Source organism: Vibrio pelagius (assembly GCF_024347575.1).
GTDB lineage: Bacteria > Pseudomonadota > Gammaproteobacteria > Enterobacterales > Vibrionaceae > Vibrio > Vibrio pelagius.
In genome coordinates this window covers 416,169-437,016 of record NZ_AP025503.1, presented here as the reverse complement: position 1 = coordinate 437,016, position 20,848 = coordinate 416,169, and the positions used below count along the sequence as shown (strand labels likewise).

The 20,848-nt window shown below is 45.6% G+C and carries 15 protein-coding genes; 6 read left to right on the top strand and 9 right to left on the bottom strand.

What is annotated here, in order from left to right:
• Positions 1–122: 122 nt before the first annotated feature.
• The 7 genes from vsple_RS01975 to vsple_RS01945 all read right to left on the bottom strand — a co-directional run bounded on the left by vsple_RS01975 (position 123) and on the right by vsple_RS01945 (position 10,504).
• Positions 123–1,931, bottom strand: a complete 1,809-nt coding sequence (locus vsple_RS01975) for an AMP-dependent synthetase/ligase (protein ID WP_261882536.1) — start codon at positions 1,929–1,931, stop codon at positions 123–125.
• Positions 1,932–2,133: 202 nt separating this feature from the next.
• Positions 2,134–3,093 (bottom strand): transcriptional regulator LeuO, encoded by a 960-nt coding sequence (gene leuO, locus vsple_RS01970; protein ID WP_255231516.1) that lies wholly within the window; start codon positions 3,091–3,093, stop codon positions 2,134–2,136.
• A gap of 346 nt (positions 3,094–3,439) precedes the next feature.
• On the bottom strand, positions 3,440–4,504 hold the full coding sequence (locus vsple_RS01965; RefSeq protein ID WP_261882535.1) for an MJ1255/VC2487 family glycosyltransferase: 1,065 nt from the start codon (positions 4,502–4,504) through the stop codon (positions 3,440–3,442).
• Positions 4,505–4,550: 46 nt separating this feature from the next.
• Positions 4,551–5,075: a phosphatase PAP2 family protein gene (locus vsple_RS01960; protein WP_261882534.1), complete on the bottom strand. Its 525-nt coding sequence runs from the start codon at positions 5,073–5,075 to the stop codon at positions 4,551–4,553.
• A gap of 343 nt (positions 5,076–5,418) precedes the next feature.
• On the bottom strand, positions 5,419–8,526 hold the full coding sequence (locus vsple_RS01955; RefSeq protein WP_261882533.1) for an efflux RND transporter permease subunit: 3,108 nt from the start codon (positions 8,524–8,526) through the stop codon (positions 5,419–5,421).
• Entirely contained in the window at positions 8,523–9,848 is a 1,326-nt protein-coding gene (locus vsple_RS01950; protein WP_261882532.1) for an efflux RND transporter periplasmic adaptor subunit, read from the bottom strand. Before vsple_RS01950 ends, vsple_RS01955 begins: the two co-directional genes overlap by 4 nt.
• A gap of 5 nt (positions 9,849–9,853) precedes the next feature.
• Positions 9,854–10,504 carry a TetR/AcrR family transcriptional regulator gene (locus tag vsple_RS01945; RefSeq protein WP_261882531.1) on the bottom strand — a complete coding sequence of 217 codons (651 nt, stop codon included), beginning with the start codon at positions 10,502–10,504 and terminating at the stop codon, positions 9,854–9,856.
• Between the two features lie 565 nt (positions 10,505–11,069).
• Between vsple_RS01945 and leuA the strand changes: the two genes are divergently transcribed.
• From leuA to vsple_RS01920, 5 genes are all read left to right on the top strand, one after another.
• Positions 11,070–12,617 carry a 2-isopropylmalate synthase gene (gene leuA / locus vsple_RS01940; RefSeq protein ID WP_032553051.1) on the top strand — a complete coding sequence of 516 codons (1,548 nt, stop codon included), beginning with the start codon at positions 11,070–11,072 and terminating at the stop codon, positions 12,615–12,617.
• 86 nt (positions 12,618–12,703) lie between these two features.
• The gene (gene leuB, locus vsple_RS01935) at positions 12,704–13,795 is read left to right on the top strand and encodes a 3-isopropylmalate dehydrogenase (protein ID WP_150870817.1); all 1,092 of its coding nucleotides are present in this window, start codon (positions 12,704–12,706) and stop codon (positions 13,793–13,795) included.
• Positions 13,796–13,894: 99 nt separating this feature from the next.
• Positions 13,895–15,307, top strand: coding sequence for a 3-isopropylmalate dehydratase large subunit (gene leuC, locus vsple_RS01930; RefSeq protein WP_261882530.1), 1,413 nt, complete (start codon positions 13,895–13,897; stop codon positions 15,305–15,307).
• 15 nt (positions 15,308–15,322) lie between these two features.
• A complete protein-coding gene (gene leuD, locus vsple_RS01925; RefSeq protein ID WP_032553047.1) occupies positions 15,323–15,925 on the top strand; it encodes a 3-isopropylmalate dehydratase small subunit in 603 nt (200 codons plus the stop codon).
• Positions 15,926–16,071: 146 nt separating this feature from the next.
• Complete coding sequence (locus vsple_RS01920) at positions 16,072–16,854, top strand: DUF547 domain-containing protein (protein WP_261882529.1); 783 nt, start codon at positions 16,072–16,074, stop codon at positions 16,852–16,854.
• A 26-nt stretch (positions 16,855–16,880) separates the two neighbouring features.
• Here vsple_RS01920 and vsple_RS01915 read toward each other — a convergent pair whose 3' ends face one another.
• Complete coding sequence (locus vsple_RS01915) at positions 16,881–17,426, bottom strand: DUF924 family protein (RefSeq protein WP_261882528.1); 546 nt, start codon at positions 17,424–17,426, stop codon at positions 16,881–16,883.
• Positions 17,427–17,477: 51 nt separating this feature from the next.
• A complete protein-coding gene (gene djlA, locus vsple_RS01910; protein ID WP_261882527.1) occupies positions 17,478–18,332 on the bottom strand; it encodes a co-chaperone DjlA in 855 nt (284 codons plus the stop codon).
• A 149-nt stretch (positions 18,333–18,481) separates the two neighbouring features.
• Here djlA and lptD point away from each other — a divergent pair, with 149 nt between their 5' ends.
• The gene (gene lptD / locus vsple_RS01905) at positions 18,482–20,836 is read left to right on the top strand and encodes an LPS assembly protein LptD (protein WP_261882526.1); all 2,355 of its coding nucleotides are present in this window, start codon (positions 18,482–18,484) and stop codon (positions 20,834–20,836) included.
• Positions 20,837–20,848: the final 12 nt, after the last annotated feature.

The window sequence follows — 20,848 nt, the reverse complement described above, 5'->3', positions numbered from 1 at the left end:
CCACGCTAAAGATGTGCTCTCACGCACATTTACCTGATGTCGTGACGTAAAAAATCCCCCTAGTCGTCACCATATACGTCTAGAGGGATTTTTAAACAACCAAAAAGTTAACTTAGATAAAATTACTTATCTTTCGACTTTTCAGTGTACATTTCTTCGATTTCGTCCTGATACTTATCGTTAATCACTTTACGACGCAGTTTCTGAGTCGGTGTCAGTTCACCAGCATCCATAGAGAAGGCTTTTGGCAACAGTTTGAATTTCTTCACTTGCTCAAACTTAGCCAGCTCTTGTTGGAGGTCATTAACGCGCTTTTCTAGCATCTCAACAATCTGGTGATGCTTAATCAACTCAACACGGTCGTGGTACTTGATATTGAGCTCTTTCGCGTACTCTTCTAGGGAGTCATAGCATGGTACGATCAATGCAGAAACAAATTTACGTGTATCAGCAATCACGGCAATCTGCTCAATAAAGTGGTCTTTACCGATAGCACCCTCAACCACTTGCGGCGCAATGTATTTACCACCAGAGGTTTTCATCAACTCTTTAATGCGATCGGTAATAAATAGATTACCGTTCTCATCGAAATGCCCCGCATCACCCGTTTTCAAGAAGCCGTGCTCGTCAAACGTCTTAGCTGTCTCTTCTGGCATTTTGTAGTAGCCGCGCATCACCATTGGACCACGTACTAAGATTTCGTTCTGTTCGCCAATTTTTACTTCCGCACCCGGCATAGACATACCGATTGAATCTGGGTTAAAACAGCGGTCATCCCAACATGAAACCGTTGCTGTGGTTTCTGTCATGCCATAGCCAAGTTTCACATTGATGCCAATTGCGTGGAAGAAGCGACCGATGGTTTCGTCAAGCTTCGCACCACCACAAGGCATAAAATTGATGTTTCCACCAAGCAGAGCACGCAGTTTAGATAACACCAGTTTATCTGCCAATGCATGGCTCTTTTTCAACATTAGAGAAGGTGTGCGACCTTCTTGGTGACATGCAGCCAATTTAGCGCCCATGTTTACAGCCCAAGTAAAGAGAACCTTACGAATCAGTGGTGCTTTCGATACTTTCTCGTGAATCGCTGAGAAGATTTTCTCGTAGAAACGTGGAACAGCACACATGACGGTTGGTTTCACATCGCTTAAAGCGTCACGCACCTGCATTGTATCTTGTAGGTAACAGTTGGTTGCACCTTTATAAAGGACATAGAAGGTCCAAGCGCGTTCAAATACATGAGATAGCGGTAAGAAACAGAGGGAAACATCATCTTTGCTTAGGCTTAAGCGCTCGTCATGACCTTCTAGTTGAGAGCCAATATTAGCGTAGTCCAACATGACACCTTTCGGTTGACCTGTCGTACCAGAGGTATAGATAAGAGTCAGCAGATCATCCATATTCGCATCGGCAAGACGAACGTCTAATTCCGCTTGCTGAGCTTGTTGACCACGCTCGATGAACTCTTGCCAAGAGATAGCAAAATCATAGCCTTGAGTATCAATGTCATCTGACATCGCAACGATGATTTCAAGCTGCTCACATTCGTCAAATAAGCTGATTGCTGCATCAAACTGTGGCTGTTCACCAACAAAAAGTACTTTGACGTCTGCATTTTGAACAATGTAGGACGACTGCGCCGCCGTGTTGGTTGGATAAATCGGCACAGTGACAAGACGAGCTTGTAGAGCTGCAAAGTCTGCCACAGTCCATTGAGGCATGTTGTTTGAGTAAATACCGATTTTGTCTTGGATTCTCAATCCTTGAGCCAATAGTGCGAGTGACAGCTTATCGATCTGTTCACCAAATTGCTGCCAGCTAATGCCTTGCCAAACATTATTTACTTTATGCTTTAAAGCCGTGCGGTTGCCGCCCTGAGCAATCTGCTCGCGAAGTCGTTTTACGATATGAAAGTCTAAATTGGCCATCTCTTTACCTTTGGCTTACACCTGTAAGCTTTTTTGAGCGCACAAGTGTACCTCTGATCATGGAAAAGGCAACTGACGGAGCTCAAAGTTATCAGTAATAGTAAACTTAACTCTGAAAAATGAACGAAGTTCGGCGTTCTGTTATGAAAAAGCCCCGAACTAGCAAAGTAGCTCAGGGCTTATAAATCAAGGTGTTCAGCGATTAGTTAAGTGCTACTACTTCGCCACAGATCATCATGAGTTGATCTCGTAACCAAATGTGTCCTTTGTCTTTTTCGCTTGATTCATGCCAGCTTAGGAAGCCTGAGATTGCCGCATTATCGAATGGGAAGTCTAGAATCTGTAACTGCTCTTTATTCGCTGCATGCTCAACCATCCAACGAGGGGCAATCGTAACGAGTTCAGACTGACCAACAACATATAAAACGTTGCTTAGGCTCGTGCCTTCATAGTAAGGCGTACAGTCTAGGTCGCGGTATGCTTGCTCAGAGAAGCTGCGTTGACCGTGAATGCGAGACAGTTTTGCGTGCTTCTCTTCAAGAAGCTCAGACTCAGTAACCGACCCATTGATGCGTGGGTGTGAAGCTGAAGCGACAACCACTAGCTCATCTTGGAAGATCTCTGTGCTTGAGAAACCTTGCTCATCGAAACGAGCGTAATCGATAACGAAGTCGATCTCTTGGTAACGCATGCGCTCAGAAAGTTGACGGTCGAACTCCGCGTCCATGTGCAGTTGAACACTTGGCGCAAGCTCATTGATCGTCGACATAATCTTAGGTGCAAAACGCATGTCACAAGGGCTGCAGATCGCCAACTTGAATAGACGAGAAGAGGACTCTGGAGAGAAGACAGAACTTGGCAGTTCGTTGCGCACAAGTTGCAGTGCTTGGCGGATTGGACCAAACAGCTGACGAGCACGTTGAGTCGGTTGAATACCACGACCCTGACGCATAAATAGCTCGTCGTTAAACATCACTTTTAGACGTGCTACAGCGTTACTTACTGCAGGCTGAGACATCCCCAAATTGTGCGCCGCACGGGTAATATTTTGCTCTTGCATTACAGCATCAAAAACCGTCAACAGGTTTAAGTCTACTCCACGAAGTGTGCTTTCCATTCTGTAGCTTGCAATAGCACTCATTGCGTCTTTTTTCTCTAACATTCAAGTTGCCTCTCGTCGATATGACAGCGTTAAATTGGTAATAGTGTGGGAATAGATAACCACTAGTTTTTATATTTATCTGGCCGATGTGTTTCGGATAACATCTACTATTAACCAATAAATCGAACGCTACCAACAAGATTGATAAAGAATAATTTTATTTTACCTCACTGAATAATTATTCTTTTAATATCATTAACTTATGGTTTTGTAAAAAAACATAAAATAACGATTTTTGGGGTTTTCTTACGACTTATTTGACAGCTCAATCATTCAGTTACATTTGTTACAAATGATTGAGCCTATGAATTGATAGGGTGGAGCATTCAAAAACCTCACCTATGAATCAAGTGATAGAAGCGTAACTAGGAAAGTCGACCTTCTCCCATAACTGCCTTCTTAGTTGCTCGTGACAGTGCCAATCTTTCGCCAAAATCCACTCAACAATCGCACTCGCAACATCTGGATAGGTGACCATTTCAGCTTGTTTTTCCCCTAGCCAACTGCGCAGGGCAGCAGGGTCAAGAAAGCTCATCATCTGAGCTAAACCTAGCGCCTCTAAAGTCGCCACATTGCTCTGTTGTTCGAATTGGCCCGCCAGTGGTTTAAGCAACAGTTTCTTGCCTAGAGTCATCGCTTCAGAGGGCAACTCAAAGCCACCATTAGCAATAACACCAGAGCACCCTTGCAGGTCGATTTGAAAGCCATCGTGGCTCAGTGGTTTAAACACAATATTCTCAACGATGCGCTGCTCTATGACATCTGGGTGATAGCAAATGAACTGGTGAGAGATGAACTTAATCAAAAGGTCTGTCACATCATCCAAATCTTCAAACGGCAGATACACCAGGCTGAAATTAACGTTCCTTTCTGCGCATGACGCCTTTTCACGGTTAGACGGCGTATATACGATCGGAGGCAAAATTGGCTGTTCAAAATGATACCAATGCAATCCAATAGAGTGTTCCGTTGGAGCGAAGTGCTGTATCACAGAACGCTCAATCCAGTTCCCTCCTTTCTTGGGCACATCGAAGCGAAATGCATTCTGATGGCTAATACCAATACACGATACTTTCTGTTTTTTAGCCGCCCAAGCTGACACTGGCTCAAAGTCATTCAAGACTAAGTCGTAGTGTGAGAGATCCAACTCGGCAATTTCACGACCAAGACGCCACAGGCTATTCTTGAGGAAGGTTTTGCCATACTTCACCTGCCCCTGTTCACTGAAAAAAGTTAAGCCGTGGCGGGTCTGGTAGTCGCCAAACGCTTCCATTGAAAAGTACTTGTCCCCTTCACGGCCAGAGAATAGAAAGTCGACATCCACATTCTTCGCTTTCAGAGCATTCGCCATCGCCCGAGCACGGGCAATATGACCATTACCAGTGCCTTGTACACCATAAAGTATTTTCATGTTCGGTCCTTTGTAGACTCTCGAATCGGAGGAAATGTTGATGAGCCTAAAGCAGCCCATTTAGAGCAAGGTTCGCGCAAGCAATACCAAGTGCCGCACCGATCAAAACATCGGTAAGAAAATGAACACCGAGCAAGATGCGAGAACCTGCGATCAGGCTTGCCCAAACCAGACTCACCAAATAAACCTGCGGATAAAAGTGACCAATGACCGTAGCCATAACAAAAGCCGCCGCCGAATGACCTGATGGCAAGCTATATTTATCAGAAGGCACGATGTAAGAGTGTAAGAAAGTGGAGAACTCGGCAGGACGACGGCGCTTGATGGTATTTTTTGCCAACCAATAGATGGGGAGTTCAATGGCGAATGCCGCCAAGCCCACCATAAGAAACGCTTTGCCACTTTGCTCATCTAAGAACAAGGCAGCTATGGCAAACAAAAGGTATAGGTGTCCGTCCCCAGTGTGAGATATTGCTTTACTGATCTGCGCGGTTTGCTTGCTATAACGACTCTTTAAGCAAAACATAGAAAATGCCACATCCCAGCGGACAATAGGTTCTATCGTTCTCATGTGTTCCCTCAGCTTATATCATTGCTTTGGGATTACGTTAGAAGTTAGAAATGACAATATGGTGACGATTTTGCGGATAAAAAATGAACATTTCATTCATGTGGTAATTCATCAAGGCTGTGAATTATAGATAATACCAATCGTAGTAAATAATTGCTCACCCTAGCTTGTTAAAAGGCTCGAGAACTGCGTTAGAATTTTTGATTGTAGAATAACTACTTATCGAAAAATTCCGCCTTGTTCTCAAGCCTTTTTCCTGCGCTATTTTTGATCACTTACTTACTGTGATTGGTATAAAAGAAAAGCGGCTCAAACGCCGCTTCTCATGTTCATATGCTGCTCACTAGATAGTGAGAGGCTCATGTTTCTTCACTAAGCCAAAGTCTGCCAAAATCGCATAGGCCGCAGGGATCATAAACAGCACCAGTAGCGTGGAAGCGAAGATACCAAACACGATTGAAATCACCAGTGGCTGTATAACCTGAGCCTGCAAACTGGTTTCAGTGAGCAGAGGCAACAGACCTGCCGCAGTCGTCATCGAGGTTAAGAACACGGCACGGAAACGCTCACGACTCGCTTTCACTACAGAGTCATGCACGCTATCTCCTTCATCCACATGGTGCCGGATGTATTGCACCAAGAGTATCGAGTCGTTAACTACGATCCCAGCTAATGAGACGAAGCCCATCATACTCGGCATGCTCAGAGCGTGTCCCAACAACCAGTGTCCGACCACGACACCAATAAAAGCCAAAGGTATCGCTAGCATCACCACGAAAGGTTCTAAGTAGCTGCGGAATTGATAACTCAATATGGTAAAGACGCCAAACAAGCCCAGTAAGAAGCCTTTCCCCATAGACGCACCCGTCTTAGCGGCATCTTTCGCCTCACCTTCAAAGTCAAAACGCAGTCCAGGGTATTTCTTTAACAACTTAGGCGCTTCATCACGCTGAAACTGCGCCAAAATAGCTGACGAGCTGGCTTTTTTGTTGTTCACATCACCAAAGATGCTGATGGTACGCAGACCATCAATACGCTGGATTCGCACATAGTTTCGCTGAAAATCGAGGGTCGCTAAGGTCGCTAACGGGATCTGACTACCATCGGAAGTGATGATTGGGAAATTCGCCAGTTGCTGAACATCGCCCGCTTGCTGCTTGTCCAAGCGCACTTCAATGGAGATATTCTCAACACCCACCTGAATCTCATCCGCAGTTTGTCCAAAGAACGCCGCACGCAATTGAGACGCAATCATCTGTCCGTTGACGTTATAAGTCTCTGCTCCCGGTCTCAGCTTAACTAAGATCTCCTCTTTACCCATTCGCATGTCATCAAGCACGCCATGCACTCCATCAAACTGATTCAAATACTCTTGGATATCAATCGAAGCCGCTTTCAACTCTTGCAAATCATCGTGCTTGGCCCGAATTTCAATCGCGCGTCCACCCGGCCCCATCGTGGGCTGCTTGAATACCAGAGAAATAGGATCAGCCATTTCACCCACATCATCACGCCAAGCATCGATAAAGTCATCGATAATCGTATTTCGGCTTTCGGCACCACGCAGATCCAAACGTACCGTCGCCAAATGTGGACCGGATTCATTGGCATCCGCATTGGCATTAAACTGGCTGGTAATGTGTTCAACTAAGGTATTACCGCCCTCAACTTCATCACTCCATTGCAAGTTCAAACGCTCGGCAGAAGAGACGATATGCTCCACAACTCGTTCAGTTTGCGCCAGCGATGCACCCGGCGGCAAAATCACCCGAGCTTCAGCGATGTCACCATCTAATTCAGGGAACGGCTGGAATTTAACGATACCACCAGCAATCAAAGCGATCGCAAGGAGCAGCAAACTCACTACACCTCCCATAAAGGCGTATCGAAACGAAACAACGCGCTCAACCATGTTCATCAAAGTGGTGTTGCGGAAATGTTCAAATTTCTCCAATAGCACAACTTTAAAACGTAGAGCAGGCTTCTCTTGTTTCTCCTTATGCAGTGAATGCGACAAGTGATTTGGCAAGATCAAGAAGGCTTCAATCAAGCTCAACGAGAGTACCAATATCAAGACTTGAGGCACCGCTTTTAGTACCGCCCCCATCTCGCCATCTAAAAACAACAAGCTGCCAAAAATACACACTGTCGTTAAGAATGAAGAGAGTACACCAGGCAGAACTTTCTTCACTCCATTGTAGACAGCATCATCGACCTTCTGTCCCCGATCGAGATGTGAGGCTATCGATTCCGCGATCACGATGGCGTCATCCATCATGATACCGATGGCCATCAACAAACCAACCAGTGACATGATGTTGATGGATAACCCAAGGTTCGCCATCAAGAACAGACCACCCATAAAAGCAACCGGCAGGCCAGCGGCAACCCAAAATGAATAACGTAAGCTGAAGAACAACCACATTGTCGCAAACACCAATACGATCCCTTGCCAGCCGTTGCGCACCATCATCGTCAGACGGTCCCACAACACAGACGAAAGATCATTGGTCATTTGCAGCGTGACACCATCAGGAGCGATGACACTCTGCTCTTCAACAAATTGAGTCACGCGCTCTTTGATACGCAGTGCATCATCTTCTTTGTTTTTACTGACCTTAAGCAGAGCCGATGGCTTTCCATCAAACAGTACTTTCTGTTCATCCAATTCAAATCGGTCTGTGATGGTTGCAATGTCTCGCAGGCGAATCACAGAGCCGTTTGGCGCAGAGCCAACCACAATGCTTTCGAGTTCTTGTGGCGTTACTCGACGCTCATCAAAACGGATCAGGAAGTTTTTATCCGGTGTTTCGACATTACCACTTGGCAGCTTAACGTTTTGACGCCCAATCTGCTCGGCGATGTCATTGACGGTGAGCCCCAACTGACGAATGGCTTGGGTATCCAGCTCAACACGATATTGGTGATCAGAAAAACCGCTCACCTCGACCAACGAGACACCATAGTCGAGCTTCATGGTGCGCTTTAACTGCTCAGCATAAGCTTTGAGTTCAGGCCAGGTAGTATCTGCAGTGATTGCCACATCAACCACGGGCTCATTCCAATCAAGCTCTTGAACGACAGGAGACTCAATCTCTGAAGGGAAATCGTTGATCGAATCAATCTGAGTCTGTACGTCCACCAGCATACGACCAATATCCGCTTTCTCATTGAGTTTGAGGATCAGTCGCGCGCTACCTTCAATAGCTTCACATTGCGTTTCTTCAATGTTCGCCAAACCATCAACGGCGTCTTCCATACGAATACATAAGCTCTCCTCCACCTCTTGTGGTGAAGCGCCGGGGTAAACAATACCCGCCATGATGTATGGAGGATCGTACTCAGGAAAGGTTTCTCGCTTAATGTTGGAGAGCGAGGTAAAACCCAGCACCAGCAATCCCAGCATGAGTAGGTTGGCTGCGGTTGGGTGTCGAGAGAAAAACTTGATCATGAATCGCTCTCCTGCTTCGAGACCGAATCATCGCCAGCTTCTCTCAGAAGCATACCCTCTATGGCTGGAAGAACATCATTGAGGATTAACTTATCCCCTTGTTTGAGATCTCCACGAACCACGACCTGATTATCACGGCGGTATAAAACTTCCACCTGAACCATACTCAAGCGCTGCTCACTGTTCATTAAGTACAGAGTATCGCCATGCAGTGCTCGCTCTGGTACAACCCAAGCAGGGTTAGATGCCCCTTCAATCAAAGCTTTAACGAACATGCCGTTTACTAGAGGAGGCAAGCTACTTGGATTAAGTTGTGCATAGTCTTGCTGGATCTCTAGTATGACGCCTGCGGTTGCTTGGTTTTCATCCACGGTTTCACTGATACGCGCCACTCGTGCAGGCCATACAGCATTTAAATTTCCGCTGTTAAGTTCAATCGTAGCGCTGATTTCTGAAGTATCGGTGTTAGGAACACCAGACTCATCACGAGTGAATTCACCTAAGCTCGAAGCCAAGGTCTGCATATCGTGAATTGAAAGCTGAGCCTCCACCTCCATTACATCAATACCATGAGCAATAAACATGGTTTGTTGAAGATTGACCACTTGGTTGGTCTCGATATCAACCTGCGCGATACGCATTGCTTTTGGCAGAGTAATGGTGGTTTTTTCCAAAGAGCGCTCTGCTTCTCTTACTTTAGAGACATTCACTTTGATCACCGCCTCAGCGACTCTCTTCTCATCAGGCATTAACGCAATTTGATTTTCGATATCGAGGACCAGTTTGCGCTGCGACAGCGCACTCTGCTCTTGCAGATCAACATCAGACTGAGAGGTTAACCCTTTCTTACGAAGATCTTGTTTGCGCTTAAGCTCTTTATTGCTGATCACTAAACGGTTTTTCTCGATCTTCAATGTTTGGTTTAGGTTCTGCTCTTCTTGATTCAACTTAGCCAAAGAGGTTTGAGAAGATTTAAGGTCGGCCTGAGCTTGGGTCAATTTGAGTTCATAATCGAGCGGATCAATCTTAAGCACTTCTGTACCAGCAGGGATCACTTTGCCCTTCTCCAATTCGGGATGGCGATAGACTATCTTGCCCGTCACTTCCGCGATCGCTTTCCACTCAACTTTCGGCTCCACTTTGCCAAACCCAATTGCTAAGGGAGCGATAGCTTGTTGCTCTAACACTTGTATGTCGACTAAGCGGGCTCGATCTCCAGCAGGCTTGGTTGGAAGATCAGGCTTGAGATTTATCGCAACAACTAAGCCGACAATGCCTATCGCTAATGCTGGAAAGAACAGCCACTTTTTCCCTATTTTCATTCTATTTAGTCCTGAAGTTCTGAGGGGCTGCTTGGATTCACAAAGCCTTCACTCATTAGTTTAATATTGTGTTCAATCAGACGGTTAAGGAAGTCTTCATTTAACTCAATGCCATGCAGTGCAAGCAGTGGTGGTGGTGCGATAAAAGGAAAGACCATTAAGCTGATATACGAGATCCGACATAATTTAGGATCCATATCTTTTCTCAGCACACCATGATCAATCAGCTTCTCGAATATCACGTCTTGGGCAGGTTTAGCGATATCAATAAACACCTTTTCAAGCAGCTCTCGCTGAACCTCAGAGGGTGGCATATTCATCACTTGAGCCACCAAGCGAGGGAATTTTGGAACCTTAGCCATCTCTTTGTAGTAGGTACGCATAAGGTCGAGAAAATTATCGTGGTTACTCTCATCAATGAGCTTTTGCATCTGCTGCTGCATTGGCCGTAGAGTTTCACGCAACATCGCTTCAAACAGACCCGCCTTGTTGCCGAAGTAGTAGCGAATCATCGCAATATTAACGCCAGCCCTCTCAGCGACGAGCCGCGTCGATACTTTGTCATAAGGCTGCACGACAAACAGATCCCGCGCATGTTCAATCAAGCGTTGCCGCACCTCTCGATTTTTTTGCGGTCGTCCCGCTTTTTGTCCCACTCTTCGATCACCCTATAATTAATCGTGTGATTAATTATAGGGTGATATTCAAACGGGTGGTGAAGAATAATTACTCACTATTTAATCAAGTGATTAATTAAGTTTTGCGTCTGAATTATTTTCCCGTCATTCACCCTGTAAAAAAGATTTAGTACAAAGTTATAACCTAAACATCATGCAAACGATAAACTAACCGCGCAACCCGAAAGTAAATAAGCAAAATAAAAAACCAATAAACAAGCAAAAATAAGCACAAACAAAATGAAAAAGCTCACGATGCACACCGATATTGGATTTTCACGTTTGACGCTCAGAATAAATTACGGTACATATGGTGTTAACAGTTTATTTACGGATATTTGTGCCATGACGTTTTCTTTTTCTCGACTGCTGAAACTTCTCCTTATCGTGAACCAATCGCGTGGGTAAGTTGTGGGTCAAGAACTGCACAAATATTAAAACCCGCGCTAAGCGGGTTTTTTTGTAACTAAGCTCATTAAAAGAACATCATTCTCAATAATATTTTGGATAGCAATCGATACGATATCGATATAAGGAAGCACCCATGAACGATCAAGTGATAATTTTTGATACGACTTTACGAGACGGCGAGCAGGCACTAGCTGCAAGCCTGACAGTAAAAGAGAAGTTACAAATTGCTTATGCACTTGAAAGACTCGGTGTGGACGTTATTGAAGCGGGTTTCCCTGTTTCATCTCCGGGTGATTTTGAGTCAGTGCAAACCATCGCTAAGAACATCAAAAACAGCCGTATTTGTGCTCTTTCTCGTGCCGTTGCCAAAGATATTGACGCAGCTGCGGAGGCTTTGAAAGTTGCTGAAGCATTTCGTATTCATACCTTTATCTCAACTTCTACAGTTCACGTACAAGACAAGCTTCGTCGCAGTTACGACGACGTGGTTGAGATGGGTGTTAAAGCGGTAAAACACGCACGTAACTACACTGATGATGTTGAATTCTCTTGTGAAGATGCAGGTCGTACACCTATTGATAACCTATGTCGCATGGTAGAAGCCGCGATTGATGCAGGCGCAAAAACCATAAACATTCCAGACACGGTGGGCTACACAGTACCCAATGAGTTCGGTGGCATTATCCAAACACTGTTCAACCGTGTACCAAACATCGACAAAGCGATCATCTCCGTTCACTGTCACGATGATCTAGGTATGTCAGTCGCAAACTCTATTGCTGCGGTACAAGCGGGGGCTCGTCAGGTTGAAGGTACGATCAATGGTATTGGTGAGCGTGCGGGTAACTGTTCTCTTGAAGAGATCGCAATGATCATCAAGACACGTCAAGAGTTGCTAGGCGTTCATACAGGCCTTAAACACGAAGAGATTCACCGCACCAGTAAGCTAGTGAGTCAGCTATGTCACATGCCAATCCAAGACAACAAAGCCATTGTCGGTGCGAACGCCTTTAGCCACTCTTCGGGTATCCACCAAGACGGCATGCTTAAGAACAAAAATACCTACGAGATCATGACTCCTGAGTCTATAGGTCTTAAAGATAAAGCGCTAAACCTAACCAGCCGCAGTGGCCGTGCAGCCGTTAAGAGCCACATGGATGCGATGGGTTACCAAGAAAACGAGTACAACCTAGATTCATTGTACGAAGATTTCTTGAAGCTAGCCGACCGCAAGGGTCAAGTATTCGATTACGACTTAGAAGCCTTGATGCATTTCGCTAACCTTCGCGACGAAGATGACTTCTACAAGTTGAACTACCTAAGTGTTCAATCTGGCAGTGTGATGTCGACCACCAGCATCAAGCTGCAATGTGGTGATGAAGAGAAGTGTGAAGCAGCAGTCGGTAATGGCCCTGTTGATGCGCTATACCAATGTATCTACCGTTTGACTGGCTACGAAATCGTACTAGACAAGTTCGACCTAACGGCAAAAGGGGAAGGGGAAGATGGCTTAGGACAAGCAGACATCATCGCTAACTACAAAGGTCGCAAATACCACGGTACTGGCGTTTCAACCGATATCGTAGAAGCATCTGGCCAAGCGCTACTGCATGTTATCAATAGCATTCAACGTGCAGACACGATTGCTGAAATGAAACAGCAACGAATCGAAACCGTATAAACAGAATCACTCTCTGGCTCTCTTATATAGGAGAGCTAGGAAACAAATTAACGCTCCTCCAAGCTCGAAGAAATTAAAGGATTAACATGACTGACAAATCATACAAAATTGCCGTACTACCTGGCGATGGCATCGGCCCAGAAGTAATGCAACAAGCACATAAAGTGTTAGACGCTATTGAAAAGAAACATGCAATTAGCTTTGCACGTGAAGAGTATGATGTCGGCGGTATCGCGATCGATAACCACGGTTGCCCACTACCGGAGTCAACAGTTAAAGGGTGTGAAGAGTCTGACGCTGTATTGTTCGGCTCTGTCGGTGGCCCTAAGTGGGAACACCTTCCACCAAACGACCAGCCAGAGCGTGGTGCCCTACTTCCTCTACGTAAACACTTCCAACTGTTCTGTAACCTACGCCCAGCACAGATCCACAAAGGTCTAGAGTCATTCTCACCACTTCGTGCAGACATCTCTGATCGCGGCTTCGACATCGTTGTTGTTCGTGAATTAACGGGTGGTATTTACTTCGGTCAACCAAAAGGCCGTGAAGGCGAAGGCGCCAATGAAAAAGCATTCGATACTGAGGTGTACCACCGCTACGAGATCGAGCGTATCGCTAAAATCGCTTTTGAATCTGCTCGTCTCCGTAACAAGAATGTCTACTCAATTGACAAAGCGAACGTTCTACAAAGCTCTATCTTGTGGCGTGAAGTTGTCGAAGAAGTAGCAAAAGATTACCCAGACGTAACGCTAAACCACATGTACATTGATAACGCGACGATGCAGCTTATCAAAGACCCGTCTCAATTTGACGTGATGCTTTGCTCGAACATCTTTGGTGACATCATCTCAGATGAGTGCGCAATGATCACCGGCTCTATGGGCATGCTACCTTCTGCTAGCTTAAACGAAAGCAACTTCGGTCTATACGAGCCTGCAGGCGGCAGTGCACCTGACATCGCAGGCAAAAACATCGCAAACCCAGTCGCTCAAATCCTGTCTGCAGCATTGATGCTGCGTTACAGCTTAGGTGAAGAAGAGGCAGCACAAGCGATAGAGACGGCAGTATCAAAAGCGCTATCTGCAGGTGAATTAACCGCTGATCTTGCTGGTGACAAACCGGCACTCACCACTTCAGAGATGGGCGATAAGATCGCACAGTACATTCTAGAAGCGTAAGATCACGCAACACTCTATAAGAACAATATCGGCTCACTGACTGCAAAGCGGTGAGCTGAAATAAGCACTGGGATTAATGCTCCCAAGGAAGAACAAGCTATGTCTACAAACCAGCAAGCCAAAACCTTATACGAAAAAGTCTACGACGCGCACGTTGCCGTTGCAGCTGAGGGTGAAAACCCAATCCTATACATCGATCGCCACCTAGTACACGAAGTAACATCACCGCAAGCCTTTGATGGTCTTCGTGAAAAGGGACGTAAAGTTCGCCAAGTTGGTAAGACTTTCGCGACCATGGATCACAACGTATCCACCCAAACGAAAGACATCAATGCATCAGGTGAGATGGCTCGTATCCAGATGGAAACGCTATCGAAAAACTGTGAAGAGTTTGGCGTTACACTTTACGACTTGAACCACAAATACCAAGGTATTGTGCACGTAATGGGCCCTGAATTGGGTATTACGCTACCGGGTATGACCATCGTTTGTGGTGACTCGCACACAGCGACACACGGCGCATTTGGTTCACTGGCCTTTGGTATCGGTACTTCAGAAGTAGAGCACGTGCTAGCAACTCAAACGCTAAAGCAAGCTCGCGCTAAAACCATGAAAATCGAAGTAAAAGGCAAAGTCGCTCCAGGCATTACCGCTAAAGATATCGTATTGGCGATCATCGGTGAAACAACGGCTGCTGGCGGTACAGGCTATGTTGTTGAGTTCTGCGGTGAAGCCATTACCGATCTTACGATGGAAGGTCGTATGACGGTTTGTAACATGGCGATTGAACTCGGTGCCAAAGCGGGTCTTATCGCACCTGACGAAACCACATACGAATACATCAAGGGCCGTAAATTCTCGCCACAAGGTGAAGACTTTGACGCGGCTGTTGAGTACTGGAACACACTGAAAACCGATGACGACGCAGAGTTTGATGCGGTTGTTACCCTAAATGCTGCAGATATCAAACCACAAGTGACTTGGGGTACTAACCCAGGCCAAGTTATCTCGGTTGATACGCCTATCCCATCACCAGACAGCTTCTCTGACCCAGTTGAAAAAGCGTCGGCTGAAAAAGCATTGGCTTACATGGGCTTAGAAGCAGGTAAATCTCTATCTGAATACAACGTTGATAAAGTATTTGTTGGTTCTTGTACTAACTCTCGCATCGAAGACATGCGCGCTGCTGCAGCGGTAGCGAAAGGTCGTAAAGTCGCATCTCATGTACAGGCTCTGATCGTTCCTGGGTCTGAACAAGTTAAAGCGCAAGCGGAAGCAGAAGGGCTGGATGTCATTTTTAAAGAAGCTGGCTTTGAATGGCGTCTACCTGGTTGTTCTATGTGTCTTGCAATGAACAATGACCGCTTAGGTCCTCAAGAGCGTTGTGCATCAACATCTAACCGTAACTTCGAAGGTCGCCAAGGCCGTGATGGTCGTACACACCTAGTGAGCCCGGCAATGGCCGCTGCTGCTGCGATCGCTGGCCACTTCGTCGATATTCGTGAACTTTAATTTAGAGGATTTAACATGTCAGGTTTCAAACAACACACTGGTTTAGTCGTTCCTCTAGATGCTGCGAACGTTGATACCGATGCCATCATTCCAAAACAGTTCCTACAAAAAGTATCTCGCTTGGGCTTTGGTAAACACCTTTTCCATGATTGGCGTTTCCTAGATGATGCAGGTCAGCAACCAAACCCAGAGTTTGTAATGAACGCCCCTCGCTATCAAGGCGCTTCTATTTTGTTGGCTCGCGAAAACTTCGGCTGTGGTTCATCACGTGAACACGCGCCTTGGGCACTCGCGGATTACGGTATTAAAGCGATGATCGCTCCGAGCTTCGCCGACATCTTCTACGGTAACTCCATCAATAACCAGATGGTACCAGTGCGCCTAACTGAGCAAGAAGTCGATGAAATCTTCCAGTTCGTTGAAGCGAATGAAGGGGCTGAAGTTGAAGTAGACCTAGAAGCGAACGTGGTTCGTGCGAACGGCAAAGAGTACTCTTTCGAGATCGACGAATTCCGTCGCCACTGTCTGCTAAATGGCTTAGATAACATTGGTTTAACGCTACAGCACGAAGAGAAAATTTCTGCCTATGAAGCAAACATTCCTAGCTTTCTAAAGTAACACCTTAACGCAAGCTAGAATCTGCTGATAACACTCAAAAGGTTGGCTTAAGTCAGCCTTTTTTGATGCCTAGGCTTTAAACTAGCAAAAGTTGAAAGAAAGTGTGGGTAGCCAAGGTCTTATAGATGTCATTAGGGAGAACATTTATGAAAAACCTACTTCTAATTATTAGCCTACTCTTTTCTTCACTGGCTTTTTCAGCGCCAAAATCAGAACTGTGGTCATATTGGGATCAAAGTAATGAGTCAAATAGTGGCACCATTTCTCATGCTACTTGGCAGCAGTTTCTTGATGATTATCTAGTGATCGACGGACAAAACCATCTAGTTCGTTATCAAGCCGTTAGCTCTAATGATCGCTCACAGCTAAAACAGTATATTGGACAACTCGCCACCACTGACCCTCGACAATTATCTCGAGCAGAACAATATGCCTACTGGGTAAACCTCTACAATGCGGTCACTGTCGAGCTAATCTTAGATGCTTATCCAGTCAAATCGATCACCAAACTCGGCGGTTTGTTCAGTTTTGGTCCGTGGGGAGATGAAGTCGTTACCATTAATGGTAAAGCACTGACTCTGAACGATATTGAGCACCGTATTTTACGCCCAATTTGGCAAGACCCTAGAACACATTACGCCGTCAACTGTGCCAGCTTAGGTTGCCCTAACCTTCAAACTCAAGCGTTTACGGCTGAAAACACCGAAGCCCTACTGGAGCGGGCTGCACACGAGTTTGTGAACAGCGACAAAGGTGTTTTGGTTCTACAGAATAAGTTACAACTCTCTTCAATTTATGACTGGTTTATCGCCGATTTTGGTACTCAGGCGCAACTCATCGAGCACCTCAACCAATATCGTACTCAACCGCTATCAAACGTGAAAAACATCGATTACGAGTATGATTGGGCGCTCAATCAAGCAAAGTAACTTGATTTAATGAATAACTAATAAGACTAGAAACTGGAGTCTGGCTGCTGCAAAAATGCCAGCTCCTCTTGCGTTGAAACGCGTCCAAGCACTTGATTACGATGTGGGTAGCGACCAAACTTCTCAATGATCACCTTATGTTTAAACTCAAAATCGAGGTTATGTTCCAAACCCGTTTGGTTAAACAGTTCAACCGCCTTCTCATGAATCATCAACGACTCACTGTGCATATACGGCATGTATAAGAAACTTTTCTGCTGTTCGCTGAGTTGGTGATCGTAGCCACCAGCTACCGCTTCTTGTGCAAGTACTAGTGCCATCGGGTCGGCTGAGAAGGCTTGTGGCGTATCGCGACCAATGTTTCTTGAAAACTGGTCTAACACAATGATTTCAGCCAGACGCCCTAATGCGCTTTCACGCCATGTATATAGCTCGCCTTGCACAGCCGCAGCGTGAATCTCAGCGAAGCGCTCTGTTATCTGTCGATCTATTTCCTCGCCACCATTGAACCAATCTCGAGGGGTTAATTCGTCAAACCAGAACGCCAAAACATCTTGATAACCAACTGTCATACCTATTCCTTTACACAAAAAGAGCCGCTGTACTGAGCGACTCTATTGATATTATTTGAAGCCTTTGACCTTCTTAATTAGATCGTAAGCATTTTGAATTTCCTGAGATTTCTCTTTGGCAACGTTCATCATCTCTGGCGGTAAACCTTTTGCCATTAGCTTATCTGGATGATGCTCATTCATTAACTTACGGTAGGCTTTCTTCACCGCTTTACCATCTGAGGATTCACTGACACCTAAGACTTTAAAGGCATCCGCCAGTTGGTCTTGTTGAGTCGCTTGCTGCCAGCCCGAAGACTGCCCTTGATGATGACCGCCACCAAAACTACCACCTTGCTGCTGAAAACGAAATGCAGCTTCTTGCATTTGTAGACGACGTTCTAGCTGCTCCGATGAAAAGCCAAGACCTTGAGCTATCTTATGCAGAACTTGACGTTCACTAGGGTGCAAGCTGCCATCAGCAAACGCTGCTGATACTTGAAGTTCAAGGAAAAACTGCAGCAAATCAAAGCGGCCACCCGATGAAATCTTAACTCGCTCGAGCGTCTCTTTCAGTGGGAAGTCGCTCTCTTTACCTTCACGGAACGCATTCTGAGCGGCAATACGCTGCTCACCATGAAGATTCATGCGCTCCATCATTGTCGATGCTAATTGGATCTCTTCACGTGTTACTTGACCTTTCGCCTTCGCTACGTGTCCCATAACCGCGAATGCCGCTTTAAAGAACTCCTGTTGCTTCTCAGCCTGACTTGGCCCACTACCAAACCCCGACGTGTTAAAGCCTGACTGATTTAAACGACGCGCTTTATCAAATTGATGACCAAGAAATAGACCAAAAATTAGGCCCAAGGGTCCGCCAAACAAGAAACCAAAAAAAGCGCCCAAAATTTTGCCAAATATTTGCATTATGTGTTCTCTATCTATGAATTTTATTCGAGTACTGCTGTCTTATGGTGCTGAATGCTAAGATTTCCTTTATCATAAGGACAAAGCTTTATTAATTGGATTGATACTAGATCAACCCTCCTTCTAGTGACACAGGATAGTTCAACTTCATGCAATGTTTCTCCCGCACCTTGTTAGCCGCATCGATCAGCTCTGCGTTATTTGTGCCGACAACTCAAGCTGAAACAACAATTGATGATAGTGTGCAGGAAATGCCCTCTACAGATCAATGTTTGATCGCACCATCTGAAGATTTACACCTCAATGAGCCGGCGTACGTCGAGGCCGATCGCCTAGAAGCCGTTAACGGTGAGAAAGCAAGTTACTCAGGGTCTGTAAAAGTGACTCAAGGCATCAAAACCATTGAAGCTGAGACGGTCACCCTACACCAGCAAGAAAACATTGTTGTCGCAGAAGGGAATGTGACCTTCAATGATGGTCAGTTCAAAGCCACATCAGATAAAGTGACCAACAACCTCACTACCAATGAGTTTGAGCTGGAAAACACTCAGTATCAGATGCTGTGTGAGTCAGGTCGTGGTGATGCGCGGTATATTGCTCGCACGGGTAAAGCCGTCTACGAGCTGGAAGATGGAACCATTACCTCTTGCCCTCCAGGTGACAAGTCGTGGCGTCTGAAAGCCTCTAATATCGAACTTGATCAAGACGAAGAGAGCGCCACTTTCGTCAATCCTCGTTTCGAGGTATTAGACGTTCCTATTTTCTACCTGCCATACTTAACGGTTCCAGTAGGTGAGAGTCGTAAAACCGGTTTTCTTTACCCAACATTCTCTTACGGCTCAAGCGACGGTTTCGAAACAGAAATACCGTTTTACTGGAACATTGCACCAAATTACGACCTTCAAACTACCGCGAAATACATGTCTGAGCGTGGCACTCAGCTGAATAATGAATTCCGCCATTTAAGTCAGTTTGGTCAAAGTACCGTCACATTTGAGTATTTAGATAACGACAGCAAATTCAAAGAGAAAGGCAGTCGATGGGGCGGCCAGTTTGAGTTTAATGGTATCTACAAAGAAGCGTGGAAGTTTGACGTCGATTACGCAAAGGTCAGTGACGTAGATTACTTCACGGATGTCGACTCGGCTATTGGTAACCGAGAAGATGGCCAACTTTTACAGTCGGGTTCCGTCGCTTATCGCTCTTTAAATTGGGATGCTTCACTGGCAGTGCGTGATTTCCAAGTACTGACCGAAGGTGAAAACCAACCATACCAGCTAATGCCGCAGGTCAAATTCAACTACTACGCACCTATACTGTGGAACACTGTAGAAATGGATGTTATCAGTCACGTGTCTCGCTTTGAGACCGAGGCAAATGGTAAACCTTCCGCCACTCGAGCGCATATTGAGCCAGGCATTAAGGTTCCTCTGAGTAACACTTGGGGTTCTTGGACAACGGAGGCACGCCTGCTTGGAACTTATTACAGCCAAGACCTTAACGGTGTTGATACCACAAGCGGTGAGTTTTCTGGTTTAGAAAAGACCGTCAGCCGAGTGATCCCTGAGTTTAGAAGTCATGCTGGCATCATTCTTGAGCGAAATACCACCCTTGTCACTGGCTATACCCAGACTCTTGAACCGCAAGTTCAATATCTCTATGTACCAGAGCAAGACCAAAGTGAGATTGGCTTGTATGACACAACCCTTCTGCAAACTGACTATTACGGCCTATTCCGCAGTCGTAAGTACAGCGGCGTTGATCGTATCGCAGCAGCAAACCAATTGAGCTATGGTGCATCGTCACGTTTCTTTGACGATGAATACAAAGAGCGTCTCAATATCTCTTTTGGTCAGATCTTTTTCATCGATAAAGACACCAAAAACCCAGATGCAACCGTCGGAGAAGAGGCTCGTTCTAACTACTCATCATGGGCTGTTGAGATCGACTTTAACTATGATGATTACCTCTTCTATCACGGTGGTGTTCAATACGACATTGATGCAGGCGATATGCAGTTAGCGAATAGTACAATTGAGTACCGCATCGATGAAAACGGCTTTGTTCAAGCTAACTATCGCTATGTCACCAAAGAGTATATTGAAGATAATGTAGGCGATACCATCACTAATATTGATGAGATCACCCGTGAGGGTATTTCTCAAGCTGGCTTAGTAACGGGCTACCAGTTCTCACCGAAATGGTATGCAAGTGCTCAGTACTACCATGATATGAATGAAAACATCGCTATCGAGTGGCTCGCCAACCTTCGTTACAAAGACGATTGTTGGTATGTGGGCGTGACCTATAGTAACGAGCTACGAAGCTGGACAGGAACGGGCTATGCCGATGTCAACGCCGATCCTGTTTACGAAAATAACTTCAGTATCAACTTCGGTATTGTTGGTTTCGGCACAGCAGCAGGCACAGGCTCCAACACCACTGGCTTTGATAGTTCGGGTAACTCATTAGAGTATGGCCGCCCATTCTTCTTAAATAACTAATTTAGATTTTAT